This window comes from Ilumatobacter sp. (assembly GCF_049588435.1).
GTDB lineage: Bacteria > Actinomycetota > Acidimicrobiia > Acidimicrobiales > Ilumatobacteraceae > Ilumatobacter_A.
In genome coordinates this window covers 1-6,538 of record NZ_JBAVYV010000261.1, presented here as the reverse complement: position 1 = coordinate 6,538, position 6,538 = coordinate 1, and the positions used below count along the sequence as shown (strand labels likewise).

At 66.1% G+C, this 6,538-nt stretch carries 5 protein-coding genes; 2 read left to right on the top strand and 3 right to left on the bottom strand.

Annotation, left to right across the window (positions count from 1 at the left end; translation table 11 throughout):
* The coding region (locus tag WBV89_RS10280; protein ID WP_423981250.1) for a hypothetical protein at positions 1 to 1,584 on the top strand (1,584 nt) is incomplete at its 5' end.
* Positions 1,585 to 1,610: 26 nt separating this feature from the next.
* Positions 1,611 to 3,644 carry an FAD-dependent oxidoreductase gene (locus tag WBV89_RS10275; RefSeq protein WP_423981249.1) on the top strand — a complete coding sequence of 678 codons (2,034 nt, stop codon included), beginning with the start codon at positions 1,611 to 1,613 and terminating at the stop codon, positions 3,642 to 3,644.
* Between the two features lie 14 nt (positions 3,645 to 3,658).
* On the opposite strand, the gene WBV89_RS10270 is transcribed toward WBV89_RS10275, so the two are convergent.
* The 3 genes from WBV89_RS10270 to WBV89_RS10260 all read right to left on the bottom strand — a co-directional run.
* A complete protein-coding gene (locus WBV89_RS10270) occupies positions 3,659 to 5,224 on the bottom strand; it encodes a N,N-dimethylformamidase beta subunit family domain-containing protein (protein WP_423981248.1) in 1,566 nt (521 codons plus the stop codon).
* Positions 5,225 to 5,531: 307 nt separating this feature from the next.
* Entirely contained in the window at positions 5,532 to 6,203 is a 672-nt protein-coding gene (locus WBV89_RS10265; protein WP_423981247.1) for an SDR family oxidoreductase, read from the bottom strand.
* Positions 6,204 to 6,261: 58 nt separating this feature from the next.
* Positions 6,262 to 6,538 (bottom strand): enoyl-CoA hydratase/isomerase family protein (locus tag WBV89_RS10260; protein WP_423981246.1); only part of this gene is annotated, 277 nt, incomplete at its 5' end.

Here is a 6,538-nt window from a genome sequence, read left to right as displayed (position 1 = left end):
GTGGATGATCGTCGTTCGACGACCGAAGCGGAGCTTGTCGGCGCCGACCGGTCGGCGGAGGAACGGGGCGCGAACCGCTCGTTCCTCGATCCAGCGGGAGTCCGCGAGACGATCGCCGAACGTGGCGACCGTCTGACACTGAGTCGCGCCACGGTGGGGCATCGAGACGGTGGTCGAGGCCGCGAACTCGACTGCCTTGTCGTCGAGCGACGAAATGCTCTGGGCCGTGTGGAGAGCGCGATCCTCTTCGACGCTGACGACTATCTCGCAGCGATGGACGAACTCGACCAGTTGTTCCTCGACGAGATCGACGATCCCGCTCTGGGGTTGGTTCTGCGCATCAGTCAACGCGCCTTTCGTGCGGTCTCCTTGGGCGACGTCGACCGCGGACTGCAGATCAACGACCCGTCGTGCCGGATGATCGATCACCGACAGATGGGCTGGCCCGAACTGGATCTGGAGGGATTCGCCGAGCGACTCCGCTCGTTCCACCAGGTGGGTGGAACCGCGCGGATGCTCAGCACCCGAATTCACGGTGTCGACCATCAGGCCTCGTTCTTCGAGACGTTGACGGTCGTGTCGACACCGGATGGCGCCGTGTACGACGACCGCAACCTGTTGGTGTCGGCCCAGAATCCTGCAAACATGCTCACGGGCGTTCAACATCAGTTTTCGAACGATCAGTACGCGGAGGCGGCGCAGAAATTCGACGAATTACGGGCCGTTGATACACCGCACCGTCTCGTCAACGCTGCCGTCTCGCTCGGGATCCTGGTGCAGACGGCCGCTCGGAACTCGTTCTGGTCGTGGGTCGGTGCGATGCTCGCAGACGATCTGATCGCCAAGGATCAACACGGCAACTCGATGATCGCCGAATTCGCCGACATCGCAGGTGTCTCCAGCGCCGAGGGTGTGACCCGACTCGGGCTGGACGCCGAGCACCGCGATGTCATGGCCACCCGAGGAGAACGACTTGCGCTCGTGCACCTGCACGGCACACGCGATGGCCAGACCTTCCACCGGTTCGCCGTCGAGGAAGCAACCGGGTCCGGCCAGATCGCGCGGATCACCCACTTCGACTTCGATGAGCACTCGTTGCGCGCAGCAGCCGACTGTCTCGACGAGCGGTGGATCGTCGTCGACCGACTCAGCGATGCCGATGTGGCAGCCCCCGTCTTCGCCGCGTGCCGGGCATACGACCGCGATCACGAACGCCTCGCGGACTGCATCTCTGACAACGTCGTGATCGATGATCGCAAGTTTCTGGCGTGGCCCAGGATGACTAAGGCGGAGTGGTTCGACCTCAGTTCACGCGTGAAGGAACTGTCGGGGGTCGGCGTCGTCGGTCGACTCGAATCGTTGTCCGAAGCGGGAGGGATTGCCCAGATCTCTCATTGGAACTTCAGCGACGGGGGTGACCTCGATGAGATGCTCCCGGGACTGTTTCTCCTGGTTGCGCGCGACGGGCAGATCGTGCACATCGAGTCAGTACCAGACGATGTCGAACTCGAGTTCGCGGTCGCCCGACTCGACGAGTTGGTCGTCGAGTATGTCCAGCGATCAGAGGACGACGAAGAGCGGTGAAGACAGCGCTGTGAGACGATTGACCGATGAGCGACCCGCTGCTCGAGCCGTTCGAGCTGAAGCATCTCACACTGCGCAACCGCATCTTCTCGTCGTCACATGAGCCCGCCTATGCCGACGCGGGGATGCCGACCGATCGTTATCGCCTGTATCACGAGGAGAAGGCCAAGGGCGGAGTCGCGCTGACGATGACCGCCGGATCGGCCGTGGTCGCCGAAGACAGCCCGCCATCGTTCGGCAATCTGCACGCGTACGACGACGAGATCGTTCCGTGGATCCAGCGGCTGACCGACGGCGTGCACGAACACGGCGCGGCGTGCATGATCCAGATCACCCACCTGGGACGCCGGACCGGGTGGGCAGGCGGCGACTGGCTTCCCGTCTTGGCCCCGTCGCCGATCCGCGAGCCGGCTCATCGGTCGATTCCGAAGGAGGCAGAGGACTGGGACATCGAACGGATCGTCGCCAAGTACGCGGACGCGGCCGAACGAATGCAGGCCGGGGGCATGGATGGGATCGAGCTCCAGTCGTATGGACATCTCTTCGACGCATGGTGGTCGCCGGGCACGAACCGACGGTCCGACGAGTGGGGCGGCTCGTTCGACAACCGCCTCCGGTTCCCCTGGATGGTGCTCGAAGCGGTTCGGGACCGGGTCGGACCAGACTTCATCATCGGGCTCCGGATGTTCATCGAAGAATCGGTCCCCGGCGGGTTCGATGCGGAGGTCGGCATGGACATCCTCGGTCGACTCGAAGCAGCGGCTCTGATCGACTTCATCAACGTTGCAAAGGGGTCGATCCACAACGACGTCGAACTCACCGATGTCATCCCCATCCACGGCATGCCCGCAGCGCCATTTCTCGACTTCGCTGGCATGGTCCGATCGGCGACGAACCTCGCCGTGCTGCACGCCGCGAAGATCGACGACGTCGCCACCGCGCGGCATGCCATCCGCGAGGGCAAGCTCGACCTCGTCGGCATGACCCGCGCTCAGATCGCGGATCCGCACCTGGTCAACAAGATCATCAGCGGCCGCGAGGATCAGATCCGGCCGTGCGTGGGTGCGACGTACTGCCTCGATCGGATCTACGAAGCCGGCGAGGCCCTGTGTATCCATAACGCTGCGACGAGCCGCGAGGCGACGATGCCGCACGTGATCGAGCATGCCGACCACACGCGCCGCGTCGTCGTCATCGGCGCCGGCCCGGGTGGATTGGAAGCGGCTCGCGTCGCCGGCGAGCGGGGGCACGACGTCACGGTCCTCGAGGCGATGCCGTGGGCCGGTGGACAGATCCGGCTCGCCGTTCGCAACCCCCGCCGCGTCGACCTCATCGGCATCGTCGACTGGCGCGTCAAGGAGCTCGAACGGCTCGGTGTCGACGTTCGCTGCGACACGTTCGCCGACGCCGATCTGGTCCTGTCGTTGCAGCCCGATGTGGTGATCGTCGCCACCGGCGGACTTCCGCAACCCCCGGAACTCGAGAGCGGGATCGAACATGTTGCGACCAGCTGGGACGTACTCGGCGGCGATGTGACGCCAACCGGCCGTGTCCTGTTCTACGACGACAACGGCACGCACTCGGCGCTGTCGGCGGCGGAGATGATCGCCCGCTCGGGCGCCGACCTGGAGATCGTCACGCCGGAGCGGATGTTCGGCATCGAGGTCGGCGGCATGAATCACGTTCCGTATGCACGCGCGTTCAACGAGACCGACACGCGAATCTCGATCAACCAGCGTGTGGTGACGGTGAGGCCCGAGGACGGTGCGTTGTGTGCCGAGGTCGGCAGCGATCATTCCGAGCACTGCAGCCCACGTCACGTCGATCACGTCATCGTCGATCACGGGACGCAACCGATGGATGAGCTCTACTTCGACTTGAAACCGTCATCGATCAACCTGGGAGCGGTCGACTACGGCACGCTGATCGACGGTCGGCCGCAGACGCTCGAGCGCAATGCGACGGGCTCGTTCCAGCTCTTCAGGATCGGAGATGCGGTCGCGGGTCGCAACATCCATGCGGCGATCTACGACGCGCTCCGCCTGGTCAAGGATCTGTAGAGCCGGCGTGCCGGTCAATCCGCCAGGAAGTGGTCGAGCACGTTGGCCGTGACCTGAGCAACGGCGGGGTCCCCGTCGAGACCGAAGACCCAGTCCGTGGTGCCGACGGTGACGACCTCTCCGCCGGTCGGACCGTTCGGGCGGCAGCTCAACATGACGGAGTTCCCATGGCGCACCCGAGCCAGGTTCACGTCGCTCGTGCCGCCGTACACCCGCTCGGCGATGAACTCGAGGTCACCCTGGTCGCTGAGCGCGGAGATCGAGGCGGGGTACTCCCCGACGGCGAGGTTGCTCGACGGGGTGAACGCCACGATCTCGATGTCAGCCGGGAGTCCGGGTCGCGGGGCCGCGACCGGCAGCTGGAACTCGTCGAACGTCAACGGACAGCCGAGGGTCTCGTAGCCGACGATGCCGTCGTCGACGCCGAGCACGTCGCCGTACGTCAGCCCCGTTCCGGCGAACATCCAGTGATCGCTGCGATACACCACGAATCCGCCGACTCCGCGCGGCGTCGCGGCACCGAAGCGGTGGTACAGACCGAACGTCGAGCTCGCACCCAGCAGCTCCCACTCCGGTCGGCCGACGAGGGGATCGGCCCACATTCCGGTCATCTGGTCGGGCCGGCCATCGTCGACGACGGGGTCGTCGAGATGGGCGCGATATTTGTGACCCACCATGGCGATGCCGCCGGGCAGGTCCTCGATGCGGACCTGCCAGAAGCATGTGTTGCCCGAGAAGCTGACGAGGTGTCCGCCACGCTCCACGTGGGCGTCCATGGCCTCGCGTTGACCAGCCGACCAGTACTCGTCGTGGCCGATGCTGATCACGAGGTCGTAGGCGTCGAGGAGGTCGGGGTGGTGTTCGAGGTCGGTCGAGATGGCGTAGTCGAGTCGATAGCCGGCACCTTCGGCCCATTCGACGAAGCGGCGGGCATGCGTGAACCAGCCCGCCGATCCGATGGCGGCGGGGTAGTCGTGTTCGGTGCGGTAGCGCTGGAACGCCGCGCCGTCGACGTCGGGCTCCTCGCCCCAGCGTCGAGGTCGAGCCTTGCGGTCGTCGCGGTCGACATCGGGCCGCGACAGCATTCCTCGTCCGAACGGTCGCGCGTGCGACACCTGGTGGCCGCCGGTGTACAAGCTCCGTCCGCCCCACGTGTTGTAGGCGTGCCACGTGTTGGTGTCGAGCACGTACAACGCCCGGGCGCGGTCGGCGGGATCGGCCCGCACGACGAAACAGGCGTGGGCCACGTCACGCCCCGGGGACGTGTCGGCGGCCTCGAGCGTGACCAGGTAGAAGCCGGAGCGCCATCCATGCTCGACCGGGAACTGGACCGCGATCGGCCACCGGCACCCGTCGGAGTCGGCATCGGTCGGCGGCTCGAAGAACTCGCCAGGGAGGTCGCGTGCGCTCCAGACCACCTCGCGCTGCGCACCCCATCGCTCGACTCGAACGGCGTACCGATCTCGTCGGGTCGACACGTGCAGCGCCACCTGCTCCCCGGGCGCGTAGCTGAGCTTTCCGCAGTAGCCCTCGACGTCGTCCAGGAAGGTCTGGTCGTCGGGTTGTGTAACAGTGTTCACGATTCGTCGGCGAGGGTTCTTCCATCGCTGAGCGTCAGAGTGTCCACGGGTCCTCCTCGTTTCGTGGCGATGCCGTCCGCCAACCGCCCCAGCGGTCAATCTACGACGGTGGTCACGAGCGGCTGTCACGATGCCGATCCGACTCCAAGCCGACCCGGGTTCCGTCCCACCGATTCGCTGCGCTCCGAGTCGATGGCGACTTCGGCGGGCTCCGCCTTCGCAGCGTCGGGGCGATCACGCCCGTTTCCCTCGTTGCTCGAGGTCACCCGTCAACAGACCGAACCCCGCTCCCGACTCGTGGATCGCTTCAGCCGAGCGCGCGGACGGCGTCAGCGATCGGGACGGAACCCGAGACGACCTCGAACGTTGCGTCGATGCCCCGCCCGGAATCGATGAGCTCGGCGAGCACCTCGGCCACGTCGACGCGGGGGATCTCGGCTCGGTCGGCGTGCTCCGCGACCTGCACCGAACCTGTCGAGTCGCCATCGGTCAACTTGCCGGGGCGAACGATGGTGTGTGCCAGCTTCGAGCGACCGGACGCGTCGCGCACGGCCTCGTCGGCCTCATTCTTGGCCCGAAGGTACACGCTGAACGTCTCATCGCCGTCGGGCGGATCGTCGGCGCCCATCGAGCTGACGATCACGAACCGTTCGGCGTTCACCCGGATCGCCGATTCGACCGACTTGACCGCTCCGTCACGATCGAGAGTGCGTTTACGATCGGGGCCACTGTCCGGACCGGCTCCCGCAGCGAAGACGACGACGTCGCTGTCGGTGAGTGCCGCGTCCAGGTGTGACTCGTCGGCCGCCTCGATGTCACAGAGGATGGGCTCGGCGCCGTCCTCGCGGAGGTCGTCGAACTGATCGCTGGAGCGCACGAGGCCCCGGACGGCGTGGCTGCGCGCCACGAGCTTCCGCGAGAGATGGCGGGCGATCTGGCCGTGGCCACCGACGATGGTGATCTGTTTGGGTGAAGTCATCGGTGCGGAAGTACCCGCCCGGCCCCCCGAGTGAAACGCCTGTCGATGTTCGAACCCATCATTCGATCCCCGTGAAATCGGGGGTACGGCGTTCGGACATGGCTCGCGTCCCCTCCTGGAAGTCGTCGGTCCGACGCAGCCGTTCCTGCTCGGCGAGCTCGCGACGCGTGGCGGACTCCACCCGATCGGCGAGGTCGCCGCGCAAGGTGGCCCGGATGCTCTCGACGGCCAGCGGAGCCGACGTTGCGATCTCGACCGCGAAAGCTCGGGCTGTCGACGCGAGGTCGCCGAGCGGGACGACCCGGTCGACGAGTCCAATGGATTCGGCCTCGAGG